Raw genomic sequence first — 25,350 nt, forward strand, 5'->3', positions numbered from 1 at the left:
GTTTCGCCGTCACTTGGCCGTGTCGGCGACGAGACGCTCGACGGCGTCGACGGCCTCGCCGACGGCGGCCGGGTTCTGGCCGCCGCCCTGGGCGACGTCCGGCTTGCCGCCACCGCCGCCGCCGAGGGTCTTGGCGGCGGTACGGACCAGGTCACCGGCCTTCAGGCCACGCTCGCGGGCGGCCTCGTTGGTGGCGATGACCGTGAGCGGCTTGCCGTTGTTGACCGTGAACAGGGCGACCACGGCGGCCCGGCCGCCCTGGATGCGGCCACGCACGTCGAGGACCAGCTTGCGCAGGTCGTCCGGGGTGGTGCCGTCCGGGACCTGGCCGGTCACCAGGGCGACACCGCGGACGTCCTTGGCGGACTCGGCGAGTCCGGCGGCGGCCTGCAGCACCTTCTCGGCGCGGAACTTCTCGATCTCCTTCTCGGCGTCCTTCAGCTTGCCGAGCATGGCGGAGACCTTCTCCGGCAGCTCCTCGGAACGGCCCTTGAGCAGCTCGGTCAGCTGGTTGACGACCGTGTGCTCGCGGGCGAGGAAGTTGTAGGCGTCCATGCCGACGAGGGCCTCGATACGGCGGACACCCGAGCCGATGGAGGACTCGCCGAGCAGCTTCACCAGGCCCAGCTGGGCGGTGTTGTGCACGTGCGTGCCGCCGCACAGCTCCTTGGAGAAGTCGCCGATGGTCACGACGCGGACCCGCTCACCGTACTTCTCGCCGAACTCGGCGATGGCGCCCTGCTTCTTGGCCTCGTCGATGCCCATGACCTCGGCGTGCACGTCGAGGTCGCGGGCGAGCACCTCGTTGATCTTCTGTTCGACGTCCGTCATCACGGCCGTCGGTACGGCGGACGGGGAGCCGAAGTCGAAGCGGAAGCGGCCGGGCTGGTTCTCGGAGCCGGCCTGGGCGGCCGTCGGGCCGAGGGCGTCGCGCAGCGCCTGGTGGGTCAGGTGCGTGGCCGAGTGGGCGCGGGCGATGGCGTGACGGCGACGGGAGTCGATCGAGGCGTGGGCCTTGGCCCCGACCGTCACTTCGCCGACCTGGACGACGCCCTTGTGGACGTACACGCCCGGGACCGGCTTCTGGCAGTCGCGGATCTCGATGACGGCACCGGAGTCGACCTTGATCCGGCCGGTGTCGCCGATCTGACCGCCGCCCTCGGCGTAGAACGGGGTGCGGTCGAGCACGATCTCGACCTCGTCGCCCTCGGTGGCGGCCGGGGAGGAGGTGCCGTCGACGAGGATGCCGACGATCGTCGACTCGCCCTCGGTGTCGCTGTAGCCGATGAAGTCGGTCTCGCCGACCTTGTCGGCGATCTCCCGGTAGGCACCGGCGCCGGCGTGGCCGGTCTTCTTGGCCTGGGCGTCGGCCTTGGCGCGCTCCCGCTGCTCCTTCATCAGGCGGCGGAAGCCCTCCTCGTCCACGGCCAGCCCCTGCTCGGCGGCCATCTCGAGGGTGAGGTCGATCGGGAAGCCCCAGGTGTCGTGGAGCAGGAACGCCTTGTCGCCGGGGAGGACGGTGCCGCCGGACTGCTTGGTCTCGGTGACGGCGGTGTCGAGGATGTTGGTGCCGGCCTTCAGCGTCTTGAGGAAGGCGTTCTCCTCGGCGAGGGCGACCTTCTCGATGCGCTCGCGGTCGGTGATCAGCTCGGGGTACTGCTGGCCCATCATGCCGATCACGGTGTCGATCAGGTCCTTGACGACCGGACCGGTGGCGCCGAGCAGGCGCATGTTGCGGATGGCGCGGCGCATGATGCGGCGCAGGACGTAGCCGCGGCCCTCGTTGCCGGGGGTGACGCCGTCGCCGATGAGCATCACGGAGGTGCGCATGTGGTCGGTGACCACGCGCAGGGAGACGTCCGAGTCGTGGGCGTCGCCGTAGGCCACGCCGGTCAGCTCGGTGGCCTTGTTGATGACGGCCATGGAGGTGTCGATCTCGTACATGTTCTGCACGCCCTGCAGAATCATGGCGAGGCGCTCCAGGCCGAGGCCCGTGTCGATGTTCTTGCTCGGCAGCTCGCCGAGGATCTCGAAGTTGTCCTTGCCGATGCCCTCGCCGCGCTCGTACTGCATGAAGACGAGGTTCCAGATCTCCACGTACCGCTCGTCGTTGACGGCGGGGCCGCCCTCGACGCCGAACTCGGGGCCGCGGTCGTAGTTGATCTCGGAGCAGGGGCCGCACGGGCCGGGTACGCCCATGGACCAGTAGTTGTCCTTCATGCCGAGGCGCTGGATGCGCTCCTTCGGCACACCGACGACCTCGTGCCAGATGCGCTCGGCCTCGTCGTCGTCCTTGTAGACGGTGATCCAGAGCTTCTCCGGCTCCAGGCCGTAACCACCCTTGTCCTGGGGGCTGGTGAGCAGCTCCCAGGCGTGCTTGATGGCGCCTTCCTTGAAGTAGTCGCCGAAGGAGAAGTTGCCGCACATCTGGAAGAACGTGCCGTGACGGGTGGTCTTGCCGACCTCTTCGATGTCGGGCGTGCGCACACACTTCTGCACGCTGGTGGCGCGCGGGAAGGGCGGCTTGACCTCACCGAGGAAGTAGGGCTTGAAGGGAACCATGCCGGCGGGGACGAGGAGCAGAGTCGGGTCGTCCGCGATGAGCGACGCCGAAGGGACGACGGTGTGCCCGCGCTCCTCGAAGAAGCTCAGCCAGCGGCGGCGAATCTCGGCCGACTCCATCAGTGGTCCTCATTCCGGTTGTACGGGTGCTTCGTAGACATCGGGGCTTCGATGTACTGCGGATTGCTGCGGTTGTTCTCGATGACGGCGTACCGCCGGGGTGCGGGGAGTTCCGGGTCCTCGTGGATGCCGAGGGCCTCCCCCAGCTCGGCCTCCCGCTGGGCCATGTTGTCGCGGACGTCGAGCGCGAAGCCCACCGCGCGGTCCTTCAGGCGCTGACCGGTCTCCAGGGCCTTGTTGGCCGCGGTCACGGCGAGGCTCTCCGGGGTCAGCTGCCTGAGCTTGCGGTTGACCTTGGTGGTGGCCCACACACCGGCGGCGACGCCGGTGCTGAACCAGAACGTACGGCGGAACATCGCTCGGTCTCAGTCCTTACTTCCGCTTGCGTCGTGCGGCGGGGACCGCGCGGCCCACGATCACGGTACGCCGGGGCGACTTGGCAGGCACGTCCTCCTTGCGGCCGCCGAGCGCCCGGCGGACGCCGTAACCGAAGGCCGCGACCTTGACCAGGGGGCCGCCGAAGGTGGAGGCGACGGTGGTCGACAGCGCCGAGGCGTTCGACGTGACCTCCTGGACGTCGGAGGCGATCGCGTCGACCCGGTCGATCTGGGTCTGCGCGGAGCGCACCGCCTGCGAGGCGTCGGCGAGCAGCGGGACGGCCTGGTCGGTCACGTCCGCCACGAGTTTGGTGGTCGCCTTGAGCGTCTGGGCCAGCCTCACCAGGGCGACGGCGAGGAAGGAGACCAGGATCGCCCAGAAGACGGCCACCAGGATCCCGGCCACCTCTCCACCGGACACTGTGCGCACCCGCTCCCTGAAACGTGCCTGAAGAACGTCGAAAAAGTCGTGCACCGAGCCTATCGCGCCGGGACGGAGGCTCCGTACCGGATTACCGGGCGTCAGCGGTGGAGTCGCGGGAAGCGATTGTACGGATTGAACACGCTTCAGTACGCTCCGTGTCCCATGCGAGGTCCTCAGCGCCCAGACCCCTTCCGCGACGGCGATCCGCCCCTGGAACTGACCACGTTCGTCGGGCGCTCGGTCGAACTGGCCGGGCTGGCGGCGGCGCTCGGCCGCGCCCGGCTGGTGACCGTGACCGGGGTCGGCGGGGTCGGCAAGTCCCGGCTGGCCGGGCGGGTCGCCGCGGGGTGGGGTGCCGGGTCCGGGCGGGTGGAGCTGGCGCCGGTGCGCGATCCGCACTTCGTGGAGTACGCGGTCATGGAGGCGCTCGGACTGACCGACCACACCACCCGCGTGCCCCGCGAGATGCTTTTGGAGCATCTCGCCGGCCGCCCGGTGCTGCTGGTGCTGGACGGGTTCGAGCACCTGGTGGAGGCCTGCGCCGAGCTGACCGCGGAGCTGCTGCGCAAGCTGCCGGAGCTGCGGGTGCTGGCGGTGGGCCGGCGTCCGCTGGGGCTCGCGGGCGAGCGGCTCTTCCCGCTGGCGCCGCTCGGCGAGGAGGAGGCGGTGGAGCTGTTCACCGACCGGGCCCGGGAGCAGGGGCTGGAGGTGGCCGACGGCCCGGAGGTGCGGAAGCTGTGCGGCCGGCTGGAGGGGATCCCGCTGGCGGTGGAGCTGGCGGCCGGACGGCTGCGGGCCCTGTCCCCCGCCCAGCTGTCGCACCGGCTGGACGACCGGTTCCGGCTGCTGACCGGTGGCGGCCGGGACGCCCTGCCCCGGCACCGGACGCTGCGCACGGCCATCGGCTGGAGCCACGAGCTGTGCACTCCCGCCGAGCGGCTGCTGTGGTCGCGCCTGTCGGTGTTCGCGCAGACCTTCGACCTGGAGGCGGCCGAATACGTGTGCAGCGGGGACGGGCTGCCCGCCGAGGACGTGCTGGACGTGCTGTCGGAGCTGCTCGCCCAGTCCGTCGTCTCCCGCGAGGAGTCCGCGACGGGGCCCCGCTACCGGATGCTGGACACCGTCCGGGCCTACGGCGCGGACTGGCTGGAGGCGACCGGGGACGCGGACCGGCTGCACCGGCGGCACCGGGACTGGTACCTGGGCCTGGCCACCCTGTGCGAGCTGGACTGGTTCTCCCCCCGGCAGCGCGAGGTGGCCCGGCGCGTGGAGGCCGAGCTGCCCAATCTGCGCGACGCGCTGGAGTTCTCCCTGACGGAGCCGGACGAGGCCCATTTCGGCCAGTACCTGGCGGGCTCGCTGTGGTTCTTCTGGGTGGGCTGCGGGCGGCTGGCGGAGGGGCGGCGCTGGCTGGAACGCAGCGTGGAGCTGGAGTCTGGGTACGAGCAGTCGCGGCTGAAGGCGCTGTGGGTGCTCGGCTATGTGGCGCTCCTGCAGGGCGACGCCGTGCCGGCGCTGGCGGCACTGCGGGAGTGCCGGGACCAGGCGGAGCGGGCCGGGGATGCGACGGCGGTGGCGTACGCGGAGCACCGCACCGGCTGTCTGGCCCTGGTCACCGATGACATGGCCCGTGCAGAAACGCTGCTGCGATCGGCGCTGGACCGGTACGGGGAGATCGGCGAGCTCAACAGCAATGTGCTGATGGGGCAGGTCGAGCTGGCGATGACGCGGGCGTTCCAGGGGGACCTGCCGGAGGCGGTGCGGCTGTGCGAGGACGTGCGACAGGTGTGCGAGGACCACGGGGAGCGCTGGGCCCGGTCGTACGCACTGTACGTACTGGCGTACGCGGCCTGGGGGGCCGGGAACCCGGCGGGGGCGCGGGAGCTGCTCGCGGACTGCCTCGACAACGCGCACGCCTTCAGCGACCTGCTCGGCACGGTGCTGTCGATCGAGCTGCTGGCGCTGGTGACGGCCGCCCAGGGCGACCCGGCCGAGGCGGCGCTGCTGCAGGGCGCGGCGGGCCGGCTGTGGCCGTCGGTGGGGCTGCCGCTGTTCGGCTCGGCGTACTACAACGCGCCGCACGAGCTGTGCGAGGCCACGGCGCGGGAGGCACTGGGCGACGGGCGGTACGAGGAGTGCGTGCGGAAGGGAGCACGGCTGGACCGGGAGGCGGCGGTGGCCCGGGCCCTCGGCAACGGCGTACGCACGCTCTCGGCGCTGCCCACGCCCCGTGCGCCGGGCGGGGCCGCCCGGCCCGGAAAGCGCGAACCCGCCGTCTCGCCCACCCGGAAGGGCGGGGAGACGGCGGGCTGAGAGCTTACGCCGGGGCTGGGATCAGCGGGCGTAGTACTCGACGACGAGCTGCTCGTCGCAGATCACCGGGATCTCCTTGCGGTTCGGCTCACGGTCCAGGCGGAACGCCAGGGCCTTGAGGTTCACCTGCAGGTAGCGCGGGGTCTCACCCTCGGGGGCGAAGCCACCCTCGCGGGCGATCGTGAAGAGCGTCTTCTCCTTGGAGCGGTCGCGGACCTGCACGACGTCGTCCGGGCGGACGCGGAAGGACGGCTTGTCGACCTTCTGGCCGTTGACCTGGATGTGGCCGTGGACGACCATCTGGCGGGCCTGGTAGATCGTGCGGGCGATGCCCGAACGCAGGACCAGCGCGTCGAGACGGCGCTCGAGCTCGATGATCAGGGCCTCACCGGTCTTGCCCTGCACCTTGGAGGCACGCTCGTAGGCGCGGACGAGCTGGCGCTCGGACACGTCGTACTGCGCGCGCAGACGCTGCTTCTCCAGCAGACGGACCTTGTAGTCCGAGTTCTGCTTGCGGCCACGGCCGTGCTCACCCGGCGGGTAGGGGCGGGCCTCGAAGTACTTGACGGCCTTCGGGGTCAGCGCGATGCCGAGGGCACGCGACTTCTTGACCTTGGGGCGGGACTGGTTCGCCACTGTCTCTGATCTCTTTCGTAGTGTTCGGCTCGTCAGTGTTGAAGGGAGGTCGCATCCGCAGCCGGGAAAACCCGCCGGGTCCGCAGGGGACCTGCCGGGCAGCCGCTTCCCTGGTCTGGGCACATACGTGCAGCACGCGAGTGGCCCACCGACCGCTCCCGGAACTCCGGGTGGTGGTGGGCTGCCCGCGACACCGTTCGACGGTGCGCGACGCTCCTGGAGCCGGTCCGCGAGGACCGGGTCTCCGGCTGGCTGTCCCGCTCTGACAGCACGGGACTCAGCACTTCGGGGCAGTCTACAGGGTGCTCAGGAGCGCTTGCGACCGAGGTGCTTCCTGGTCCACTCGACCGCGTCGGCGTAGCGGGCCTCGGCGCCGTGCCGGCCCGGCGTGTAGTACTCGCGGTCCTTCAGGGCGTCCGGGGCGTACTGCTGCTGGGCGATGCCCTCGGGCAGGTCGTGCGGGTACACGTACCCCTGGGCGTGGCCGAGTGCGGCCGCGCCCTGGTAGTGGCCGTCGCGCAGATGGGGCGGGACCGGCCCTGCCAGGCCCTTGCGCACGTCCTCCCGCGCGGCCCCGATCGCGGTCGTGGCCGAGTTGGACTTGGGGGCGAGGGCCAGGGCGATGGTGGCGTGGCTGAGGGTGAGGGCCGCCTCGGGGAAGCCGATCATGGCGACGGCCTGGGCGGCTGCGACCGCGATGGGGAGGGCGCCCGGGTCGGCCAGCCCGATGTCCTCGCTGGCGGAGATCATCAGGCGGCGGGCGATGAAGCGCGGGTCCTCGCCGGCCTCGATCATGCGGGCCAGGTAGTGCAGGGCGGCGTCGACGTCGGAGCCGCGGATGGACTTGATGAGGGCGCTGGCGACGTCGTAGTGCTGGTCGCCGTCGCGGTCGTACTTCACCGCCGCCCGGTCGACGGTCTGCTCCAGGGTCTCCAGGGCGATCGCGCTCTCGCCCTTGTCCAGTGCGGCTCCGGCGGCGGCCTCGAGGGCGGTGAGGGCGCGGCGGGCGTCGCCGCCGGCGATCCGCAGCAGGTGCTCCTCGGTGTCCTCGGGGAGCGTGACGGCGTCCTTCAGGCCGCGCTCGTCGGTGAGCGCCCGCTTCAGCAGGCCCCGGATGTCGTCACCGGTGAGCGGTTCGAGGGTGAGCAGGAGGGAGCGGGAGAGCAGCGGGGAGATCACCGAGAAGTACGGGTTCTCCGTGGTGGCCGCGATCAGGGTGACCCAGCGGTTCTCGACGGCGGGGAGCAGGGAGTCCTGCTGGGCCTTGCTGAAGCGGTGGATCTCGTCCAGGAAGAGGACGGTCTCCTTGCCGAAACCGCCGGTGGCGCGGCGGGCGCCGTCGATGACCGCGCGGACCTCCTTGACGCCCGCGGTGATCGCGGACAGCTCCACGAACCGCTTGTTCGTCGCCTTGGAGACCACGTACGCCAGGGTGGTCTTGCCGGTGCCGGGCGGGCCCCAGAGGATCACCGAGGACGGCCCGGCGGGGCCCGCGGAGCCCTCGCCGACCAGCCGGCGCAGCGGGGAGCCGGGCTTCAGCAGATGCTGCTGGCCCACCACCTCGTCGAGGGTGCGCGGGCGCATCCGGACCGCCAGGGGACTCGCTGCCGGGTCCTTCTCCTGGCGTTCCTCTGCTGCGGCGGTGAACAGGTCGGGTTCCACGCTGAAACCCTAAATCACCGCAGTGACAACGCGGCGGGGCCGGGGCTCAGGCCCAGAGCTGGCTGCCCCAGCGGGTCAGGATCAGCATGGCGATGACGCCGCAGTGGGTGACCGGGACGACCCAGGTGAACTCGGCCAGGAACCGCTTGAGCCAGCCCGGCGCGGGCAGGAAGTCGTTGCGGACGTTGGACGAGGTCACGTACCAGAACATGGTGATCGTGGCGACCCAGGCCAGCGAGCACCACAGGCACAGCGCGTTGATCCGGTACAGGGACTGGAACTGCAGCCAGGTGACGAATCCGACACCGAAGAGCGTGCCGAAGTTGAAGGTCAGCCAGTACCAGCGGGGGAAGCGGGCGCGGGCCAGCAGGCTCATGCCGACGCAGATGACGATGCCGTAGCAGACCAGGCCGAGCCAGGGGTTCGGGAAGCCGAAGGCCGTCGCCTGCTTGCTCTCCATGACACTGCCGCAGGACACGATCGGGTTGACGCTGCAGCCCGGGGTGAACGTCTTCCCGGCGATCTTCGCCTCGAGGATCTTGTTCTTGTCGAGCGTGATGACCCAGGCGGCCAGCAGTCCGGCGGCGCCTGTGATCACCAGCAGCAGGGCGAGGGCTCGGCTGCCGCCCACCAGACGCGGGGCGTCGGTGGCACGCTCGGGACCGGACTCCGTGGAGGCGTCGTTGACTGTCGTCTTGCTCATCACGCCGATTCCGTCATTTGAGAGTTGGACCGTCTTCGGGCACGCCTCATTGTGCCGCACGCACCCGTGTGTCCACCGTTCGGAGGACATAAGGAGGTACGCACGGTGGTCACGGAACGTTCGATTCCGGCCGATGCTCGAGTGCATGACCACACAGGTGAACGACCTCGCGGTGGACGTCCGGGGGCTGCGCAAGCGCTACGGCGACTTGACCGCGGTGGACGGCCTCGACCTCGGTGTCCGGCGGGGTGAGGTGTTCGGCCTGCTCGGACCCAACGGCGCGGGCAAGAGCACCACGGTCGAGATCCTCCAGGGCAACCGGTCCCGGGACGGGGGCGAGGTGTCCGTCCTCGGCGCGGACCCGGCGACGGGTACGCGCGCGTGGAGATCCCGTGTGGGGATCGTCTGGCAGGACGAATCGGCACCCGCGGAGTTGACGGTCCGCGAGACGGTACGGCACTTCGCCCGCTACTACCCGCACCCGCACGACCCGCGGGAGGTCATCCGGCTGGTCGGCCTCGAAGCGAAGGCGGAGAGCCGGGTCAAGTCCCTCTCCGGCGGCCAGCGGCGCCGCCTGGACGTGGCGCTCGGCGTGATCGGCGATCCGGAACTGCTGCTCCTCGACGAGCCGACCACCGGCTACGACCCGGCCGCCCGGCGCCAGTTCTGGGACCTGATCCGGCTGCTCGCCGACAACGGCACGACCATCCTGCTCACCACGCACTATCTGGAAGAGGCCGAGACCCTCGCCGACCGGCTCGCGGTCGTCGCCCGGGGCCGGGTCGTCGCCGAAGGCACACCCGCCGACCTGCGCCGCCGGTACGGCGGTGAGGTCACCGTCACCTGGATGGAACCCGACGGCTCCCCGCGCTCGGAGCACACCGCCACGCCGACCCGGACCGTCGCCGCGCTCATGCACCGCTTCGACGGCGAGATACCCGCACTGACCGTGACCCGCCCCACCCTGGAGGACGTCTACCTCCGGCTGACCGGACAGGAGGCCGTGCGATGACCACGACCGCCGTACGTGCCACCGCCCGCGAGTCCGCCGGGATCATGCCCGGTGCCTGGCGGATCGGCCTGCTGCGCGGCGCGCTGGAGATCAAGCAGTTCTTCCGGCTGCGCGAGCAGGTGGTGTTCACCTTCTCCTTCCCGGTGGTGTTCCTGTTCCTGTTCGCGTCGATCTTCCGCGATCGCGTCGGGCACACCGGGGTCACCGCCTCCCAGCTGTACGTACCCGCGATGATGGCCTCCGGGATCATGGCGACGAGCTTCCAGTCGCTCGGCATCTCCATCGCGGTCGAGCGGGACGAGAAGGTGCTGCGGCGGCTGCGCGGCACGCCGATGCCGCCCGCCTCCTACTTCCTGGGCAAGATCTGGCTGGTTCTGTTCACGGCCGTCCTGGAGACCGCGATCCTGCTGGCCGTCGGCACCGCGTTCTACGGTGTCCACCTGCCGTCGGACGCCGGACGCTGGCTGGACTTCGGCTGGATCTTCGTGCTCGGGCTGACCGGTTGCGCGCTGCTCGGCATCGCCATCAGCTCGGTGCCCAAGTCGGCCAAGAGCGCCAGCTCGGTCGTGGTCCTGCCCTTCCTGGTGATCCAGTTCATCTCCGGGGTCTACATCTCCGTCGACACCATCCCCGGCTGGATGCTCGACATCGGCGCCCTGTTCCCGCTGAAGTGGCTCTGCCAGGGCCTCAGGGGTGTGTTCCTGCCCGACTCGGCCAAGGTGCTGGAGCAGGCGGGGAGCTGGGAGTTCGGGCGGATCGCACTGGTGCTGGCCGCCTGGTGCGTCGGAGGATTGGCGCTGTGCTTGCTGACCTTCCGGTGGAAGAACCGGCGCGACGGGTGAGCGGTGACAGGGCCCGCGGGGTCCACGCCTGGGACCGTTCGATGCTGCTCTGGGACGTGTACTTCGCGGTGGCCTGGGTGGCCACGCAGATCATGCTGCTGGGCGCCGAACACCCGGCGTGGCCGGTCCGGGCGGTCGCGGCCGGGCTCATCGTGCCGCTGGTTCCCTGGTACGTGGGGGTGGGACGTCGGCTGCTCGAGGAGGATCCGCCGGACGAGCGCCGCGCCCGCGCCTACCTGGCCGGGGCGACGGCCCTGTTCCTGCCGTCCGCCGTACTGGCCGGCGAGACACGGATCCTGGCCTTCGCGCTGATCCCCCAGTGCTTCATGACCCTGCGCATGCGCGGTGCGTTGACCGCCGTGACGGTGATCAACGTGGTCCCGGTCGCGGGCTGGGCGGTGCTGTGGCGGCCGGGCGCCGAGGATCTGCTCGTCAACGCGCTGTCCGCCCTGGTGACCCTGGTGTTCTCGGCGGTCGTCGGGGGCTGGATCATCCGGATCATCGAGCAGAGCCTGGAGCGGGCCGAACTGATCGCCGAACTGGACGCGAGCCGGCACGAGATCTCCCGGCTGTCGGCCGCGCACGGCGCCCTGGCCGAACGCGAACGCTTCGCCCGGGAGATCCACGACACCCTCGCCCAGGGCTTCACCAGCCTGCTGATGCTGGTCCAGGCCGTGGACGCGGAACTCGACTCCGACCCGGGCGAAGCCCGCCGCCACCTCGCCCTCATGGACGAGACGGCCCGCCGGAACCTCGCCGAGGCCCGTGCCCTGGTGGCCGGCGGCGCACCCGCCGACCTGGCGGGCGCCAGCCTCCCGGACGCGCTGCACCGGCTGACCGCCCGCCAGGACGCGGCGCTGGAAGTCACCGGCCCGGTGCGGGCGTTGCCGGCCGGCGTGGAGGTGGTGGTCCTGCGGGCCTGCCAGGAGGCCCTGACCAACGCCCGCAGACATGCCGGGAGTTCGTCCCGGGTCGAGGTCCGCCTCGACTACGCCGACGACACGCTGGCCCTCTCCGTCCGGGACGACGGCTGCGGCTTCGACCCGGCCACCGCGCCGAGCGGATACGGTCTGGCAGGGCTGCGCGCCCGTGCCGCCGAGGTGGGCGGCACGGCGGCCGTCCGCAGCGCGCCCGGCGTCGGCACGACGGTGACCGTGCGCCTGCCCGTCCCCGCCGCCCTGAGGAGTGAGACCCCGTGATCCGGATCGTCCTGGCCGACGACCACCCCGTCGTGCGGGAAGGACTGCGCGCGATGCTGAGCGCCGAGCCGGACCTGGACGTGGTCGGCGACGCGTCCAGCGGGCCGCGGGCGGAGGCGCTGGCGGCCGAACTACGGCCGGACATCGTGCTGATGGACCTGCGGATGCCGGGTGGCTCGGGCGTGGACTCGATCGCGCGGATGACCGCGGCCGGACTGCCGTGCCGGGTGGTCGTCCTGACGACGTACGAGACCGACCGGGACATCCTGCGGGCCGTGGAGGCGGGTGCCGCGGGCTATCTGCTGAAGGACCTGCCCCGGCGTGAACTGGCCGACGCCGTACGGGCGGCGGCGCGCGGCGAGACCGTGCTGGCCCCGTCGGTGGCGGCCCGCCTGGTGGACCAGCTGCGGAGCAGGCCGGAACGCCCCCGGCTGTCCGCCCGTGAGACGGCGGTGCTGCGGCTGGTGGCCGAGGGCTGCACCAACGCGGAGATCGGCCGCCGGCTCTTCATCGGAGAGTCGACGGTCAAGACCCACCTGCTGAGGATCTTCGGCAAACTCGGCGTCGACGACCGCACAGCAGCCGTCACCAGCGCGCTGCGACACGGGTTGCTGGAGCAGTGAGAAGGGCGCCCGGACACCCCGGGCGCCCTTCTCACTGCTGCCGACTAGCCGAGCCGGGACTCCAGTTCCGCCACGATCTCGTTGACGCCGATCGCCGTCTGCTCGCCGGAGTCCATGTCCTTGAGCTGCACGACGCCCTCGGCGAGATCGCGCTCACCGGCGACGATCGTGTAGCGGGCGCCGCTGCGGTTGGCGTTCTTCATGGCGCCCTTCAGACCCTTGCCGCCATAGCTGAAGTCCGCCGAGATGCCGACCTTGCGCAGCTCGGTGACCTTCGCGAAGAGCACGCGGCGGGCCTCCTCGCCGAGCGGGACGGCGTACACCGACGTGGTGGACGGGATGTCCAGCTCCACGCCCTCCGCCTCCAGCGCGAGGACGGTGCGGTCGACGCCGAGGGCCCAGCCGACCGACGGCAGCGCGGGGCCGCCGATCATCTCGGACAGGCCGTCGTACCGGCCCCCGCCGCCCACCGCGGACTGGGAGCCCAGGCCGTCGTGCACGAACTCGAAGGTGGTGCGGGTGTAGTAGTCCAGCCCGCGCACCAGCTTCGGGTCGTCCTCGAAGCTCACGCCCGCCGCGGTGATCAGCTCGCGCACCTCCTCGTGGTACGCCTTGCAGGCGTCGCACAGGTAGTCGCGCAGCAGCGGGACGCCGGTCAGCTGCTTCTGGACCGACTCGCGCTTGTCGTCGAGGATGCGGAGCGGGTTGATCTCCGCGCGGCGCAGCGTGTCCTCGTCCAGGTCCAGGCCGCGCAGGAAGTCCTGCAGCGCGGCCCGGTACACCGGCCGGCACTCCTTGTCGCCCAGGCTGTTCAGCAGGATCCGGAAGTTGCTGAGGCCCAGTGAGCGGTACGCCTGGTCGGCCAGGATGATCAGCTCGGCGTCCAGCGCCGGGTCCTCCGCGCCGATCGCCTCGGCGCCGACCTGGGAGAAGTGCCGGTAGCGGCCCTTCTGCGGGCGCTCGTAGCGGTACTGCGAGCCCGAGTACCAGACCTTCACCGGGAGGTTGCCCGTCTTGTGCAGGTTGGCCTCCAGGACCGCGCGCAGCACCGGGGCGGTCGTCTCCGGACGCAGAGCCAGCCTGTCGCCGCCCTTCGTCTCGAAGACGTACATCTCCTTCGTCACGATGTCGGTGGACTCACCGACACCGCGGGCGAACAGCTCCACGTTCTCGAAACCGGGCGTCTCGATGTAGCCGTAGCCGGAGCTCCTGAGGGGCGCCGCGATCGCCTCGCGGACGGCCAGGAACTTGGCGCTGTCCGGCGGCAGCAGGTCGTACGTGCCCTTGGGGGCCTTGAAAGTGCTCACGGAATCTCTCGTCACATTCCTCGTCGGGGAGCGTCGGCCTCCGCGCTGTGACCTCGGCGGCCTGCGGTCACTTGCCGCAGGTACGGGTTGGTGGCGCGCTCCTGGCCGATGGTCGTCTGGGGGCCGTGGCCGGACAGCACCACGGTGGAGTCGTCGAGCGGCAGGCACACGCGGGCCAGCGACGCGAGCATGTCCTCCATGGATCCGCCCGGCAGGTCGGTGCGTCCGATGGAGCCGGCGAACAGCAGATCCCCGGAGAAGAACACCGACGGGATGTCGGCGGTCTCGGGCATCCGGAACGTCACCGACCCCTTGGTATGGCCCGGCGCGTGCGCGACGGAGAACTCCAGGCCGGCCAGTTCCAGGGCGGCGCCGTTCGTCAGCTCCCTGACGTCGTCCGGCTCGCCCACGGTCAGCTCCCCCATCAGCGGCATGCCGATGGACCGGCCGATCCCCTTCTCGGGGTCGCTCATCATGTACCGGTCCTCGGGGTGGATCCAGGCCGGGACGTCGTGTGCGCCGCAGACGGGGACGACCGAGGCCACGTGATCGATGTGGCCGTGGGTGAGGACGACCGCGACGGGCTTGAGCCGATGCTTCTTCAGCGCTTCCTCGACGCCTTCGGCGGCCTGGTGGCCGGGGTCGATGATCACGCACTCCTCACCGGCGGCGGGGGCGACGAGATAACAGTTCGTCCCCCAGGCCCCGGCGGGGAACCCGGCAATGAGCACGATCGTCCTTCGTTGTGTCGACTACGGGCGGCTTCAGCTGCAGTCAGAGCCTACCGGCGCTGCCGTTTCCTCAGCGAACCCATATACGGTACGGGGCTACACGCAGCGGTCGGATCACGAGCACGCACGCGTACCGCCCGACACACGACACGCATGAGGAGAGAACCCGGTGGTCAGCCAGGAGCAGCGGCGGCGTCAGCTCGCCCGGGAGAAGTTCTTGCGGCAGCAGCAGCGGCGCACCGAGGCGCGGCGCAAGGCCCGCATGCGCAACTCCGTGATCGCGTCGGTACTGGGCGTGATCGTCATCGGCAGCGTCGTGCTGTACACGACCGACGCGTTCAAGAACGACGACAAGAAGGCGAACGCGAGCGCCGAGACCACGCCCAGCGCCTCGCCGACCAGCAAGGCCCCGGACCCGTGCGCGAAGCCCGCGGCGGGCTCGGTGAAGAAGCTGAGCTGGAAGAAGGAGCCGGCGATGACGATCGACGCGTCGGCGTCGTACACGATGAAGCTGGCGACGACCTGCGGTGACATCGACGTCGCGCTGAAGACGGCGGCGGCCCCGCACACGGTGAACTCGTTCAACTTCCTGGCGGGCCAGGGCTTCTTCGACCACACCAAGTGCCACCGCCTGACGACGAACGGCATCTTCGTGCTCCAGTGCGGTGACCCGCAGGGCACCGGCATGGGCGGGCCGGGCTACACCATTCCGGACGAGAACCTGAAGGACAAGAGCCTGAAGGGCAACACGTACCCGGCGGGCACGGTGGCGATGGCCAACACCGGACAGAAGCACACCGGCGGCAGCCAGTTCTTCCTGGTGTACAAGGACAGCCCGTTGCCGCCCAACTACACACCGTTCGGCACGATTTCGGACGCGGGCATGAAGGTCCTGAAGAAGATCGCCGCGGCCGGTGCCCAGGCGGCCGACCCGACCACGCAGAACACCGCGCCGAACGCGACCGTGGTGATCAACAAGGCGACGGTGACGAAGTCCTGACGCCGGCCTGCAGCCCGAGACGGACGACCGTGGAATTTCGGTCGCGCTGGATGCGGACAGGCAACCCGCTGGTCGCCTATGTTGGCGGTGACGAAACTGTGGACGATGCCCGGGGGCTTGAGGCCCCGCAGGCATCATGTGGAGGAGGCGCTGTGAGCAGCGACCCGTGGGGCCGCGTCGACGAGACGGGGACCGTGTACGTGCGTACGGCCGACGGCGAGCAGGTCGTCGGATCGTGGGCGGCCGGCTCCCCCGAGGAGGCGCTGGCCTACTTCGAGCGCAAGTACGAGGGCCTGGTTGTCGAGATCGGCCTCCTCGAGAAGCGAGTGCAGACCACCGACCTGTCGGCGAAGGACGCCCAGACCGCGATCGACCATCTGCGCGAGCAGGTCGACGCCCATCACGCGGTCGGCGACCTGGACGCGCTGCGGCAGCGGCTGGACAAGCTCGTGCAGACGGTCGAGGCGCGCCGTGAGGAGCGCAAGGCGCAGCGGGCCAAGCAGTCCGACGAGGCCCGCAAGGCCAAGGAGGACCTGGTCACCGAGGCCGAGCAGCTGGCGCAGTCCGACCAGTGGCGGGCCGCCGGTGAGCGGCTGCGCGCGCTGGTGGACACCTGGAAGGGGCTGCCGCGTCTGGACCGCAAGTCCGACGACGAGCTGTGGCACCGCTTCTCGCACGCCCGGTCGGCGTTCTCCAAGCGGCGCAAGGCGCACTTCGCGCAGCTGGACGCGCAGCGCGAGGAGGCCCGCAGGACCAAGGAGCGGCTGGTCGCCGAGGCCGAGGCGCTGTCGGGTTCCACGGACTGGGGTCCGACGGCGGCCCGCTACCGCGAGCTGATGGCCGAGTGGAAGGCCGCCGGCCGCGCCCAGCGCGAGCACGAGGACGACCTGTGGAACCGCTTCCGCGGCGCCCAGGACGTGTTCTTCGCCGCCCGCAGCTCGGTGTTCGCCGAGCGGGACGCGGAACAGACGGAGAACCTCAAGCTGAAGGAGGAGCTGGCCGAGGAGGCCGAGAAGCTCCTGCCGATCGGCGATCTGAAGTCCGCCCGGGCCGCCTTCCGCTCGATCAACGAGCGCTGGGAGGCCATCGGCCACGTCCCGCGGGACGCGCGCCCGAAGGTCGAGGGCCGGATGCACACGGTCGAGCGGGCGATCCAGGAGGCCGAGGAGGCCGAGTGGCGCCGGACGAACCCGGAGGCACGCGCGCGTGCCGAGGGTCTGACCGGTCAGCTGCAGGCCGCCGTGGACAAGCTGCGCACGCAGATCGAGCAGGCGCGCGGCCAGGGCAACAACGCCAGGGCCGACAAGCTGGAGCGTGAGCTGGAGGGCCGCCAGGCGCTTCTGGACCAGGCTCTGAAGGGCCTGCAGGAGTTCGGGGGCTAGGTCTTCCCGCCGAGTGTGTGAAAGGGCCCCGTACGCGCGCGTACGGGGCCCTTTCACACCCGCGGTGCCGGGGGGCTACGACCGGGTGCGTCCCGACGTCACGCGGTAGACGTCGTACACGCCCTCCACGCCCCGTACGGCCTTCAGGACGTGACCGAGGTGCTTGGGGTCGCCCATCTCGAAGGTGAACCGTGAGGTGGCCACCCGGTCGCGGGAGGTCTGGACGGCCGCCGACAGGATGTTGACGTGCTGGTCGGACAGGACCCGCGTGACGTCCGACAGCAGGCGCGAGCGGTCCAGCGCCTCGACCTGGATGGCGACCAGGAAGACCGAGGACTGGGTGGGTGCCCACTCGACGTCGAGGATGCGCTCGGGCTCACGGGACAGCGACTCGACGTTGACGCAGTCGCTGCGGTGAACCGATACGCCGCTGCCGCGCGTGACGAAGCCGATGATCGGGTCGCCCGGTACCGGCGTGCAGCAGCGGGCCAGCTTGACCCACACGTCGTCGACGCCCTTGACGACGACACCCGGGTCGGCGCTGGAGCGGCGCTTGCGGCTCCGGCCGCGCGACGGCGGGACGCTCTCGTCGATCTCCTCGGTGGCCGCTTCCTCGCCGCCGAGGGCCTGCACGAGCTTCTGCACGATGTTCGGCGCGGAGACATGACCCTCGCCGATCGCCGCGTACAGAGCGGAGATGTCCGAGTAGCGCATCTCGTGCGCGAGCGTGACGAGCGAGTCGCCGGTGAGGATGCGCTGGATCGGCAGGTTCTGCTTGCGCATGGCCCGGACGATGGCGTCCTTGCCGTGCTCGATCGCCTCGTCCCGGCGCTCCTTCGAGAACCAGGCACGGATCTTGTTGCGCGCCCGCGGCGACTTGACGAAGCCGAGCCAGTCGCGGGACGGTCCGGCGCCGGGTGCCTTGGAGGTGAAGACCTCCACCAAGTCGCCGTTGTCCAGGGTGGATTCGAGCGGTACGAGCCTGCCGTTGACCCGCGCTCCTATGGTGCGGTGGCCGACCTCGGTGTGCACGGCGTACGCGAAGTCGACGGGCGTGGCACCCGCGGGCAGCGCGATGACGTCACCCTTGGGGGTGAAGACGAAGACCTCGTTGCGGGACAGGTCGAAGCGCAGGGACTCCAGGAACTCGCTGGGGTCCTCGGTCTCCTTCTGCCAGTCCAGCAACTGCCGGAGCCACGCCATGTCGTTGATGGCGTCCTTGTCCTTGCCGGACGCCTTCGGCACATCGGTACGGATCTTGGAGGCGCCGGCGACGGCCTCCTGCTTGTACTTCCAGTGCGCGGCGATGCCGTACTCGGCGCGGCGGTGCATGTCGAAGGTGCGGATCTGCAGCTCGACCGGCTTGCCGTTGGGCCCGATGACCGTCGTGTGCAGCGACTGGTACATGTTGAACTTGGGCATCGCGATGTAGTCCTTGAACCGGCCGGGGACCGGGTTCCATCGCGCGTGCACCGTGCCGAGGGCGGCGTAGCAGTCGCGGACCGTGTCGACGAGGACACGGATGCCCACCAGGTCGTAGATCTCTGCGAAGTCGCGGCCTCGCACGATCATCTTCTGGTAGACGCTGTAGTAGTGCTTCGGGCGGCCGGTGACGGTCGCCTTGATCCGGGCGGCCCGGAGATCGGCCTGGACCTCGTCGGTCACTATGGCCAGGTACTCGTCCCGCTTGGGCGCCCGCTCGGCGACGAGCCGCACGATCTCGTCGTACATCTTGGGGTAGAGGATCGCGAACGCGAGGTCCTCCAGCTCCCACTTGATGGTGTTCATGCCCAGGCGGTGGGCGAGCGGCGCGTAGATCTCGAGGGTCTCGCGCGCCTTCTTCTCCTGCTTCTCACGCTTGAGGTAACGCATGGTGCGCATGTTGTGCAGGCGGTCGGCGAGCTTGATGACCAGGACGCGCGGGTCCTTGGCCATCGCGACGACCATCTTGCGCACGGTCTCGGCCTGCGCGGCCTCGCCGAACTTGACCTTGTCCAGCTTGGTGACGCCGTCCACGAGCAGGGCGACGGTGTCGCCGAAGTCGCGGCGCAGCTGGTCGAGGCCGTACTCGGTGTCCTCGACGGTGTCGTGCAGCAGCCCCGCCATGAGCGTGGCCGGGTCCATGCCCAGCTCCGCGAGGATGGTGGTCACGGCGAGCGGATGCGTGATGTACGGGTCGCCGCTCTTGCGCTTCTGGCCGCGGTGCCAGCGCTCGGCGACCTGGTAGGCGCGCTCGATCTGGCGCAGCGTGGAATTCTCGATCTTGGGGTCGTTGCTGCGGACTATGCGCAGCAGGGGCTCCAGGACCGGGTTGTACGGGTTCGCGCGCTGGACGCCGAGGCGGGCGAGGCGGGCGCGGACGCGGTTGGAGGAGCCGCTGCGGGGCGGCTGGGCGGGCTGCCGCACCACGGGGGGCTGTGCCGGGCGCTCGGGCGATGGGGCTCCCCCCGCGCGAGCGGAGTCGAGCGTGGAGGAGGGCTTGGGACGCGTGGCCTCGGCAGCCTTCTCGACGGGCGCGGACTGGGCGTGCTCGATCGCCCCGCGGGTGTCGTTCTTCGCGTCGGACGCGTTCGGCGCGGGCTTCGCCGCCGCTGCCGAGGCGGACTCGGGCTTGGCGGCGGTCAGGTGCTGGGCCTCGTCTGGCAAGAGGGCTCCTCGTGCGCGATCCGGGTCCCCCGGTCAGGCTCCGGAGACCCCATGGTAGCGATCCTGCGGCTGGTCATCGCCTTCAGGCCGCTGTGAGGACCGTGTACCCATGGAACGCGCGGGGGCTCCACGGGATTCCGGGAGGTGGCGCCGGGGTGTCCTGCGAGCGACCTCGGCCGCGCCTTCGGCGCAGGGCGAGGGGTGTTTTCGCCGTCTGCGGCTGCGGGGACGCGACAGCCCCGGCCGCTCTCGCCGGTGACGCGGGCCCGCCGAGACCATGCGTGGTCGATGGAGCGCGGTCCGCAGTCGCCGGTGGCGGGCACGGTCCACGGGGGCCACCCGCGGCCGAGGAACGGATCCGCCCGGGTGGTGCGGTGGGAAACACGAAGCGGCCTGCGGCGAAGCCGAGGCCGCTCGTGCAGCAACCCGCTCAGACCTGGAGCAGCGCCTCCAACGGCGCCTCGCCGAGCGCGGGCTCCAGGCGGGCGCGGCCGCCCAGGAAGCCCAGCTCCATCAGCACCGCCAGACCCGAGACCTCGGCACCGGCACGCTGGATGAGGTGGATCGCCGCCTCGGCGGTGCCACCGGTCGCCAGGACGTCGTCCACGATCAGGACGCGGTCGCCGGAAGACAGGTCCTCCGCGTGCACCTCGATCTCCGCCGAGCCGTACTCCAGGTCGTAGGCCTGGCGCAGGGTCGCTCCGGGCAGCTTGCCCGCCTTGCGGACCGGGATGAAACCCAGGCCCGCGCGGACGGCGACCGGGGCGCCGAGGATGAAGCCCCGCGCCTCCAGGCCGACGACCTTCGTCGCACCGGTGTTCGCTGCGATCTCGGCCAGTGCGTCCGTGAGGGCGGTGAAGGCCGCCGGGTCCGCCAGGAGCGGCGTGATGTCCTTGAACATCACGCCCGGCTCCGGGTAGTCCGCGACGTCCCGGATGCGGCTGAGCAGCAGTTCCCTGATGTCGGTCATCGGCGCTTCCCCGAAGGTCGGCCGCGGCCCCGGCCGCGGGACGCGGGCTGGTGGCGCGGTCCCACGACGGCGGGCGCCGCGTCGTCCGAGTCGTCGGCCGGGCCGCGGTCCGCCACGAGGTCCTCCCCGGCGGCGGCCTGGGCGCGCTTGGCCAGGACCCGCTTGGTGAGGGCCTTCATCGCCGGCTCGCGCTCCTTGAGGTCGGCGACGAGCGGGGTGGCGATGAAGATCGACGAGTAGGCCCCGGCCGCGAGGCCGACGAACAGCGACAGCGAGATGTCGTTCAGCGTGCCGGCCTCGAGGAAACCACCGCCGATGAACAGCAGACCGGCCACCGGCAGCAGGGCGACGACCGTGGTGTTGATCGAGCGGACCAGGGTGCCGTTGATCGACCGGTTGGCGATGTCGCTGTAGGTGAAGCGGGTCTGCTTGGTGATGTCCTTGGTCTGCTCCTTGAGGCTGTCGAAGACGACGACCGTGTCGTAGAGCGAGTAACCGAGGATCGTCAGCAGACCGATGACCGTACCGGGCGTGACCTCGAAGCCGACCAGGGCGTAAATACCGGTCGTGATGGTGATGTCGTGGATCAGCGCGACCAGCGCGGCGACGGCCATGCGCCACTCGAAGGCGATCGCCAGGTAGATCACGACGAGGACCATGAAGATGCCGAGGCCTTCCCAGGCCTTGTTGGCGATCTGCTCGCCCCAGCTCGGGCCGACCAGGTCGGCGGCAAGGTTCTCCGGGTTGAGCTTCAGGTCCTTGGCCAGGGTCTGCTTGATCTGGTCGGACTTGCCGGTGTCGATACCGGCGATCTGGATGCGCAGGCTGCCGTTGCCCAGCTTCTGCACGATCGCGTCATGGCCGGAGGCGTCCTTGGCGTAGGTCTCCGCCTGGGACACCGAGGTGCTCATCTTGGTCGGCGTGGTGAAGACCGCGCCGCCCTTGAACTCGATGCCCATGTTCAGGCCGCGCACCGCCAGGCCGACGATGGCCGTGATGGTGATCAGGATGGAGATGCCGTACCAGATCTTGCGCTTGCCGACGAAGTCGTACGCGATCTCGCCGCGGTGCAGTCGAGCGCCGAGGTTGCCGAGTTTCGACATCGCTCACGCCTCCTTCGGGTCGGCAGGGCCGGAGACGGGACCGGCGGGACGGCGGGTGCGGCGCAGCGGCGGCTTGGCACCCAGGCTCTTCGGGTCGAGACCGGACCACTTGTGGCCGTTCGCGAAGAACTTGCGGCGGGCGAGCAGCGTCATCAGCGGCTTGGTGAAGAAGAAGACGACGACGACGTCGAGCACGGTGGTCAGACCGAGCGTGAACGCGAAGCCCTGGACCTTGCCGACGGTCACGATGAACAGGACGGCGGCGGCGAGGAACGACACGAAGTCCGAGACCAGGATGGTGCGCCGGGCGCGCGGCCAGGCCCGCTCGACGGCGGGGCGCAGCGTGCGGCCCTCGCGGATCTCGTCCCGGATGCGTTCGAAGTACACGATGAACGAGTCCGCGGTGATACCGATGGCGACGATCGCACCGCAGACGGCCGGCAGGTTCAGCGCGAAGTGGATGGTGGGGCCGAGCAGCGACATGATCACGTAGGTGAGGATCGCCGAGACCAGCAGCGAGGCCATCGCGACGACCGAGAGGCCGCGGTAGTAGACCACCAGGTAGATCACGACCAGGGCGAGGCCGATCGCGCCGGCCAGCAGACCGGCGTGCAGCTGGTCACCGCCCAGCGCGGCGGTGACGGTGGTGACGGACTGCTCCTGGAAGGAGAGCGGCAGGGCGCCGTACGACAGCATGTTGGCGAGGCTCTGGGCCTCCTTCTGGGTGAAGCTGCCGGAGATCTCCGCCTGGCCACCGGTGATGGCCTGGCTCACGCGGGGGCTGGAGACGACCTCGCCGTCGAGGACGATGCCGAACTCGTTCTGCGGCTCCTGCTTCTGCGCCAGCGTGCCGGTGACGTCGGCGAACTTCTTGGCGCCGCTGCCGGTGAAGGTCATCTGCACCTGCCAGCCGGCGGCCCCCTGGGTGTCGAAGACGGCCTGCGCCTTCTTCACCTCGGTGCCGTCGACACCGGCCGGGCCGAGCACGTACTTGTACCAGGCCTTGCCGATCTGGCCGCACGCCACGATGGTGTCACCGGGCTTGGTGCCGGAGCCGGCCTTGGCGCGCTCGGCGGGCTTGGTGCAGTCCAGGGCGGTGTACCGGGCCTGGAGCTTGGAGGCGTCCGTGCCGCTGCCCGACGAGGCCGAGGGGGTGGGCGACGGCTTGGAGCTGCCGGACGCGGAGCCGCTCGGCGAGGGGGTGGAGCCGGTCTTCAGCGCGTCGGTGACGGGGCGGCCCTGGGAGGTCGCCGAGGCCGAGGGGGACCCGGAGGAGGGCGAGGACGCCGTCTGCTTCGAGGAGGCGGAGGGGCTCGCGCTCGGGTTCGGCGAGGAGCTGCCGCTGGGGGAGGCGCTCGGCGAGGGGCTCTGAGCGGCGGCACCGCTCGGCCCGGCCGCGAGGACCGGGCGGAAGTACAGCTTGGCGGTGGTGCCGACCTGCTGCTGGGCCTCCTTGGAGTTGGTGCCCTTGGGGATGTTGACGATGATGTTGTCGTTCCCCTGGGTCTGCACCTCCGCCTCGGAGACACCCAGGCCGTTGACACGGCGGTTCATGATGTCGACCGCGGTGTCCATGTTGGCCTTGTTGATCGCGGACCCCTGGTCGGCCTTCGCCTTGAGCGTGATGCTCGTGCCACCGGCGAGGTCGATGCCGAGACGCGGAGTCTTGTGCCCGGAGGCGAACATCCCTCCGGTCAGCGCCACGATGGCGATCAGGATGAGGGCCAGCGAGCGCCCTGGTTTGCTCTGGGCGCTCGCGCTCCGGCCCTTCTTAGGTGCTGCCACCTTCTCGTACTCCCTCTCGGGCCGCCCCGCGCCCGGTCGGCGCGGTCGGCCATCACATGGTGTCGGGTTCCCGTTCGGGAAACAGACGCGCCCGGGATGCGCGGGGCGTGATTATGCCGCGTCGCGCACCACCGGGGCGTGACTACTTCGCGTCGGAGTCGCCGTCGGTCTTCTTCGGCTCGTCCTCCGCCTTGGCCTCGGCGGCTTCCGCCTTGTCCTCGGCGGCCCGGATCGCGTCGTCCCCCCGCTCCTCGGCGTCCTTCTTACCGAGGTCGACGGCCTTCTCGTCGGAGGCGGCGGCAGCGGGCGCGTCCGTCTCGTCGGTCTCGGTGAGGGAGGAGGCGTCGTCCGGGACGATGTGGGCGTCGGACTTCAGGTCGTGCTCGATGCCGTGGACGATGCGGTTGTACTCGTCGTCGGTCAGCACGGCGCCGATCGCGTTCTTGGCGAAGAGGAGGTCGACGCCGGGGCCGGCGTCGAGGAGGACCGTGTCCTCGTTGACCTCCTTGACCGTCGCGTACATCCCCCCGATCGTGCGGACACCGGAGCCGGGCTGCATCTCGTTCCGCATGTTGGCAGCCTGCTGCTGCTTCTTCTTGGCCGAGCGCGTCATCAGGAACATGGCCGCGATGAGCACGATGAAGGGGAGAAGGGTAAAGGCATTCACGGGACGGAATTTCCTTCGCGCGACCGCGACGGAGAGCGGCCTATGGGATGGGGGTGTGGTGGGCGCCGCCTGTAAGGGCGGCATCGGCGGAGTCTAAGCGAGTCCGCGTGCATGGAACAACGCTCAGCATGGCACCTGGGTTCCTGGCCCGGCCAATCCCTCGCCGTCGGCATGCCGTGACGGCGCCGTCCGGCCGCCCTCACGTCCCGAACAGGTCCTGCTGTCCGTTCGCCCCGGTCACCGAGCGGGGCGGGGTCAGGCCGAGGTGCGCCCAGGCGGCCGGCGTGGCGACCCGGCCGCGCGGGGTGCGGGCGAGCAGTCCCTCCCGGACGAGGAAGGGTTCGGCGACCTCCTCGACGGTCTCCCGCTCCTCCCCCACCGCGACGGCGAGCGTGGACAGGCCGACCGGGCCGCCGCCGAAGAGTTTCAGCAGCGCCTCCAGGACGGCGCGGTCGAGGCGGTCCAGGCCGCGCGCGTCGACCTCGTAGACGGCGAGGGCCGCCGCGGCGATCTCGCGGGTGATCAGGCCGTCCGCCTTGACCTGCGCATAGTCGCGGACACGGCGCAGCAGGCGGTTGGCGATGCGGGGCGTGCCGCGGGAGCGGCCGGCGATCTCGGCGGCGCCGTCCGGATCGATCTCGACGTCCAGCAGGTGCGCCGAGCGGTGCACGACCCGCTCCAGCTCGTGCGGCTCGTAGAACTCCATGTGTGCGGTGAAGCCGAAACGGTCGCGCAGCGGGGGCGGCAGCAGACCCGCGCGCGTGGTGGCGCCGACCAGGGTGAAGGGGGGCAGCTCCAGGGGGATCGCGGTGGCGCCGGGACCCTTGCCGACGATGACGTCGACGCGGAAGTCCTCCATCGCCATGTACAGCATCTCCTCGGCGGGCCGGGACATGCGGTGGATCTCGTCGAGGAAGAGGACCTCGCCCTCCTGGAGGGAGGAGAGGATCGCGGCGAGGTCGCCGGCGTGCTGGATGGCGGGGCCGGAGGTGATGCGGATGGGAGCGCCCATCTCGGCCGCGATGATCATCGACAGGGTCGTCTTGCCGAGGCCGGGCGCACCGGAGAGCAGCACGTGGTCGGCGGTGGCCCCCCGGGCGCGGGCCGCCCGCAGGACCAGGTCGAGCTGTTCGCGGACCTTCTCCTGGCCGATGAACTCGCCGAGGTCCTTGGGGCGCAGGGCGGCCTCGACGGCCTGGTCCTCCCGGTCGGCGGACGCACCGACGAGCCGCTCGGAGGCGGGGGGGTCGGTCGTGTCGTCCCAGTTCATATGCGTGTGCCTCGAT

Annotated in this window: 21 protein-coding genes; 7 read left to right on the top strand and 14 right to left on the bottom strand. The window is 70.6% G+C overall.

The features are described from left to right. Window positions 1–9: 9 nt before the first annotated feature. The 3 genes from alaS to ACIHEJ_RS21125 are packed head-to-tail and all read right to left on the bottom strand — an operon-like array spanning window position 10 to window position 3,489. Window positions 10–2,682: an alanine--tRNA ligase gene (alaS, locus tag ACIHEJ_RS21115; RefSeq protein ID WP_400137848.1), complete on the bottom strand. Its 2,673-nt coding sequence runs from the start codon at window positions 2,680–2,682 to the stop codon at window positions 10–12. Then, complete coding sequence (locus ACIHEJ_RS21120; RefSeq protein ID WP_400137851.1) at window positions 2,682–3,038, bottom strand: hypothetical protein; 357 nt, start codon at window positions 3,036–3,038, stop codon at window positions 2,682–2,684. The genes alaS and ACIHEJ_RS21120 overlap by 1 nt, the downstream gene beginning before the upstream one ends. Window positions 3,039–3,054: 16 nt before the next feature. Continuing rightward, the gene (locus ACIHEJ_RS21125) at window positions 3,055–3,489 is read right to left on the bottom strand and encodes a DUF948 domain-containing protein (protein ID WP_400137854.1); all 435 of its coding nucleotides are present in this window, start codon (window positions 3,487–3,489) and stop codon (window positions 3,055–3,057) included. A 156-nt stretch (window positions 3,490–3,645) separates the two neighbouring features. On the opposite strand from ACIHEJ_RS21125, the gene ACIHEJ_RS21130 reads away from it, so the two are divergent. Next, a complete protein-coding gene (locus ACIHEJ_RS21130) occupies window positions 3,646–5,796 on the top strand; it encodes an ATP-binding protein (RefSeq protein ID WP_400137857.1) in 2,151 nt (716 codons plus the stop codon). Window positions 5,797–5,817: 21 nt separating this feature from the next. Here ACIHEJ_RS21130 and rpsD read toward each other — a convergent pair whose 3' ends face one another. From rpsD to ACIHEJ_RS21145, 3 genes are all read right to left on the bottom strand, one after another. Then, a complete protein-coding gene (gene rpsD, locus ACIHEJ_RS21135) occupies window positions 5,818–6,432 on the bottom strand; it encodes a 30S ribosomal protein S4 (protein WP_018570215.1) in 615 nt (204 codons plus the stop codon). A 306-nt stretch (window positions 6,433–6,738) separates the two neighbouring features. Beyond that, on the bottom strand, window positions 6,739–8,094 hold the full coding sequence (locus tag ACIHEJ_RS21140) for a replication-associated recombination protein A (protein WP_400137861.1): 1,356 nt from the start codon (window positions 8,092–8,094) through the stop codon (window positions 6,739–6,741). A 46-nt stretch (window positions 8,095–8,140) separates the two neighbouring features. After that, window positions 8,141–8,797, bottom strand: a complete 657-nt coding sequence (locus ACIHEJ_RS21145; RefSeq protein WP_400137864.1) for a vitamin K epoxide reductase family protein — start codon at window positions 8,795–8,797, stop codon at window positions 8,141–8,143. A gap of 145 nt (window positions 8,798–8,942) precedes the next feature. Here ACIHEJ_RS21145 and ACIHEJ_RS21150 point away from each other — a divergent pair, with 145 nt between their 5' ends. Genes ACIHEJ_RS21150 through ACIHEJ_RS21165 form a run of 4 tightly spaced genes read left to right on the top strand, consistent with a single transcriptional unit; the run spans window position 8,943 to window position 12,473 of the window. Then, window positions 8,943–9,809 (top strand): ABC transporter ATP-binding protein, encoded by an 867-nt coding sequence (locus ACIHEJ_RS21150; protein ID WP_400137866.1) that lies wholly within the window; start codon window positions 8,943–8,945, stop codon window positions 9,807–9,809. After that, complete coding sequence (locus ACIHEJ_RS21155; RefSeq protein ID WP_400137869.1) at window positions 9,806–10,651, top strand: ABC transporter permease; 846 nt, start codon at window positions 9,806–9,808, stop codon at window positions 10,649–10,651. Before ACIHEJ_RS21150 ends, ACIHEJ_RS21155 begins: the two co-directional genes overlap by 4 nt. Window positions 10,652–10,692: 41 nt before the next feature. Beyond that, the gene (locus tag ACIHEJ_RS21160; RefSeq protein ID WP_400138303.1) at window positions 10,693–11,850 is read left to right on the top strand and encodes a sensor histidine kinase; all 1,158 of its coding nucleotides are present in this window, start codon (window positions 10,693–10,695) and stop codon (window positions 11,848–11,850) included. Continuing rightward, window positions 11,847–12,473, top strand: coding sequence for a response regulator (locus ACIHEJ_RS21165; RefSeq protein ID WP_400137872.1), 627 nt, complete (start codon window positions 11,847–11,849; stop codon window positions 12,471–12,473). The genes ACIHEJ_RS21160 and ACIHEJ_RS21165 overlap by 4 nt, the downstream gene beginning before the upstream one ends. 44 nt (window positions 12,474–12,517) lie before the next feature. Here the strand turns inward: ACIHEJ_RS21165 and hisS are convergent, their stop codons facing one another. Both hisS and ACIHEJ_RS21175 read right to left on the bottom strand, forming a co-directional pair. Then, window positions 12,518–13,780, bottom strand: coding sequence for a histidine--tRNA ligase (gene hisS, locus ACIHEJ_RS21170; RefSeq protein WP_400137875.1), 1,263 nt, complete (start codon window positions 13,778–13,780; stop codon window positions 12,518–12,520). Window positions 13,781–13,791: 11 nt separating this feature from the next. Further along, window positions 13,792–14,511, bottom strand: coding sequence for an MBL fold metallo-hydrolase (locus tag ACIHEJ_RS21175; protein WP_400137878.1), 720 nt, complete (start codon window positions 14,509–14,511; stop codon window positions 13,792–13,794). A gap of 169 nt (window positions 14,512–14,680) precedes the next feature. Here ACIHEJ_RS21175 and ACIHEJ_RS21180 point away from each other — a divergent pair, with 169 nt between their 5' ends. Then, a complete protein-coding gene (locus ACIHEJ_RS21180; RefSeq protein ID WP_400137881.1) occupies window positions 14,681–15,511 on the top strand; it encodes a peptidylprolyl isomerase in 831 nt (276 codons plus the stop codon). 152 nt (window positions 15,512–15,663) lie between these two features. Beyond that, window positions 15,664–16,893 (top strand): DUF349 domain-containing protein, encoded by a 1,230-nt coding sequence (locus ACIHEJ_RS21185; RefSeq protein ID WP_400137884.1) that lies wholly within the window; start codon window positions 15,664–15,666, stop codon window positions 16,891–16,893. A 75-nt stretch (window positions 16,894–16,968) separates the two neighbouring features. On the opposite strand, the gene ACIHEJ_RS21190 is transcribed toward ACIHEJ_RS21185, so the two are convergent. The 6 genes from ACIHEJ_RS21190 to ruvB form a co-directional block, all read right to left on the bottom strand. Then, a complete protein-coding gene (locus ACIHEJ_RS21190) occupies window positions 16,969–19,539 on the bottom strand; it encodes a RelA/SpoT family protein (protein WP_400137886.1) in 2,571 nt (856 codons plus the stop codon). Window positions 19,540–19,969: 430 nt separating this feature from the next. Then, complete coding sequence (locus ACIHEJ_RS21195) at window positions 19,970–20,509, bottom strand: adenine phosphoribosyltransferase (protein WP_400137888.1); 540 nt, start codon at window positions 20,507–20,509, stop codon at window positions 19,970–19,972. Further along, window positions 20,506–21,612 (bottom strand): protein translocase subunit SecF, encoded by a 1,107-nt coding sequence (gene secF / locus ACIHEJ_RS21200; protein WP_400137891.1) that lies wholly within the window; start codon window positions 21,610–21,612, stop codon window positions 20,506–20,508. Before secF ends, ACIHEJ_RS21195 begins: the two co-directional genes overlap by 4 nt. 3 nt (window positions 21,613–21,615) lie before the next feature. After that, on the bottom strand, window positions 21,616–23,397 hold the full coding sequence (secD, locus tag ACIHEJ_RS21205; RefSeq protein WP_400137894.1) for a protein translocase subunit SecD: 1,782 nt from the start codon (window positions 23,395–23,397) through the stop codon (window positions 21,616–21,618). A 142-nt stretch (window positions 23,398–23,539) separates the two neighbouring features. Then, window positions 23,540–24,064 (bottom strand): preprotein translocase subunit YajC, encoded by a 525-nt coding sequence (gene yajC, locus ACIHEJ_RS21210; protein ID WP_400137896.1) that lies wholly within the window; start codon window positions 24,062–24,064, stop codon window positions 23,540–23,542. Window positions 24,065–24,263: 199 nt separating this feature from the next. Further along, window positions 24,264–25,334 (bottom strand): Holliday junction branch migration DNA helicase RuvB, encoded by a 1,071-nt coding sequence (gene ruvB / locus ACIHEJ_RS21215; RefSeq protein WP_400137898.1) that lies wholly within the window; start codon window positions 25,332–25,334, stop codon window positions 24,264–24,266. Window positions 25,335–25,350 lie beyond the last annotated feature (16 nt).

Origin of the sequence: Streptomyces sp. NPDC052301 (assembly GCF_044593395.1) — a bacterium.
GTDB lineage: Bacteria > Actinomycetota > Actinomycetes > Streptomycetales > Streptomycetaceae > Streptomyces.

What these genes read in the sequence shown, in the direction of transcription:
- ACIHEJ_RS21155 (WP_400137869.1), top strand. Translation starts at nt 9,806, where the DNA reads ATGACCACGACCGCCGTACGTGCCACCGCCCGCGAGTCCGCCGGGATC.
- secF (WP_400137891.1), bottom strand. Translation starts at nt 21,612, where the DNA reads ATGTCGAAACTCGGCAACCTCGGCGCTCGACTGCACCGCGGCGAGATC.
- ACIHEJ_RS21150 (WP_400137866.1), top strand. Translation starts at nt 8,943, where the DNA reads ATGACCACACAGGTGAACGACCTCGCGGTGGACGTCCGGGGGCTGCGC.
- alaS (WP_400137848.1), bottom strand. Translation starts at nt 2,682, where the DNA reads ATGGAGTCGGCCGAGATTCGCCGCCGCTGGCTGAGCTTCTTCGAGGAG.
- ruvB (WP_400137898.1), bottom strand. Translation starts at nt 25,334, where the DNA reads ATGAACTGGGACGACACGACCGACCCCCCCGCCTCCGAGCGGCTCGTC.
- ACIHEJ_RS21130 (WP_400137857.1), top strand. Translation starts at nt 3,646, where the DNA reads ATGCGAGGTCCTCAGCGCCCAGACCCCTTCCGCGACGGCGATCCGCCC.
- ACIHEJ_RS21160 (WP_400138303.1), top strand. Translation starts at nt 10,693, where the DNA reads ATGCTGCTCTGGGACGTGTACTTCGCGGTGGCCTGGGTGGCCACGCAG.
- ACIHEJ_RS21195 (WP_400137888.1), bottom strand. Translation starts at nt 20,509, where the DNA reads ATGACCGACATCAGGGAACTGCTGCTCAGCCGCATCCGGGACGTCGCG.
- ACIHEJ_RS21120 (WP_400137851.1), bottom strand. Translation starts at nt 3,038, where the DNA reads ATGTTCCGCCGTACGTTCTGGTTCAGCACCGGCGTCGCCGCCGGTGTG.
- ACIHEJ_RS21145 (WP_400137864.1), bottom strand. Translation starts at nt 8,797, where the DNA reads ATGAGCAAGACGACAGTCAACGACGCCTCCACGGAGTCCGGTCCCGAG.